Source organism: Pseudomonas sp. P5_A2_2, assembly GCF_054177685.1.
The window spans coordinates 1-1781 of record NZ_JBGCUL010000905.1 but is presented as its reverse complement, the minus strand read 5'-3'; the positions used below and the strand labels follow the sequence as shown (position 1 = coordinate 1781).

2 protein-coding genes are annotated in these 1781 nt (G+C 52.0%); both read left to right on the top strand.

Annotated elements, in window-relative coordinates; translation table 11 throughout:
• The coding region (locus ACXRVY_RS27145) for a low molecular weight protein-tyrosine-phosphatase (protein WP_458238745.1) at nt 1–439 on the top strand (439 nt) is incomplete at its 5' end.
• A 37-nt stretch (nt 440–476) separates the two neighbouring features.
• The coding region (locus ACXRVY_RS27140) for a Wzz/FepE/Etk N-terminal domain-containing protein (protein WP_458238744.1) at nt 477–1781 on the top strand (1305 nt) is incomplete at its 3' end.

The following is a 1781-nucleotide window of genomic DNA, read 5'->3' as shown; positions in this document are numbered from 1 at the left end:
GTTTAACAAGATTCTCATCGTTTGCATTGGCAACATTTGCCGAAGTCCCACTGCAGAACATTTGTTGCGAGATGCACTGGGCCGGTCCGACATCAAAGTCAGCTCCGCGGGTCTTGGCGCGCTACAAGACCACCCGATCGAGCCCACCGCCCGAATCGTCCTGGAAGAGCATGGCCATCTGCCAAATGAGCACAAAGCCAATCAACTGACCCCCGCCACCATCAGCGAATCKGATCTGATCCTGGTGATGGAGCAGTCCCACATAGACCGTGTTCTCAAGATTGCGCCTGAAGCGCGAGGCAAGGTCTTCTTGCTGGGCAAATGGCAGAACAACMGCGAAATCAGCGACCCCTACCGTCAAGGAAAACCTGCTTTTGTGCATGCATACGCGTTGATTGAAGAAGCAGTAACCGCCTGGGCAAGGCGTCTCGCACGCTAAACCACTCCTTGAATACCTGTTAAAAAAGAACCCACATATGCAGCAAACTCCAGCATTAACCTCTCATGACGATGATGATGAAATCGACCTGATGGGCCTACTCGGGACACTGGTCGATCATAAATGGTTGATTGCCGGGATCACTGCTGCCTCTATGGCCGTGGGAACGGCCTATGCGGTGTTGGCCACGCCTGTTTACCAAGCTACTGCCTTGATACAGGTGGAGGCTAAAAAAAATGACATGCTCGGTTTCTCCGATATCAACAGCATGTTGGGTAAAGAGTCGCCTTCAGCCACAGAAATTGAATTAATCAAATCGCGCGCCATCATCGGCAAGGTTGTCGACAATTTATCGCTCGATATTACCGTCGAGCCGAACCATTTTCCGGTGATCGGCGACTTTATTGCTCGTCATTTCAAACCAGACGCTGTGAATACAGTCGCGACGCCATGGTTTGGCATGAGCAGCTTTGCCTGGGGTGGCGAAACCCTGAAAATATTTCAGCTCGAGCTCCCACAAGAACTTCTGGGTGAGGAACTAACTTTCGTCAGCGGTGAAAGTGGCCACTTCACGTTGCTGGATGAAGACGACAATGTTCTGGTCCAAAGTCAAGTGGGCCAAGCCTATGACCAGGACGGCATCAAACTGCAAGTCGAGGTGTTGCAGGCCAATCCTGGCACAACGTTCAGCATTGTGCGTGACCCACGCTTGACCAGTATCTTGGCGTACCAAAAGGTACTTGATGTAGCAGAACGCGGTAAAGAGTCCGGCATGATCGGGCTTGCTCTTGAGAGCGAGAAACCGGCCGAAGCCATTCAAATCCTCAATGAAATCGCCAAGCTCTATGTACGGCAAAATGTTGAGCGAACGTCGGCCGAAGCCGCTCAAAGCCTGGAGTTCCTACAAGATCAACTGCCTCAGGTCCGCAAAGACCTGGAAAAAGCCGAAAACGCCCTGAACAAGTATCAAATTCGCAGTAAGTCCATCGATATCAGCCTGGAAGCCAAAGCCATTCTCGACCAGATCGTGGCGCTTGATACCAGCATCTCCGAATTGAAATTGCAGCAAGCGGAAATGGATCGCAAGTTTACCCGTCAGCATCCCGCCTATCGGGCCTTGCTCAGCCAATTAGGCGAGCTAACAGCCAAGCAGAATGGCTTGGCCAAAAAAGTCGAGGGCCTGACTTCAACACAGCAAGAACTGCTTAGCCTCACCCGCGATGTAAAAGTCAGCACCGAAATTTATACCCAGCTCCTGAATAAATCCCAGGAGCTGGATGTAATGCGTGCCGGCACCGTGGGCAACGTGCGCTTGGTCGACACCGCCGATGTGGATCTGCTC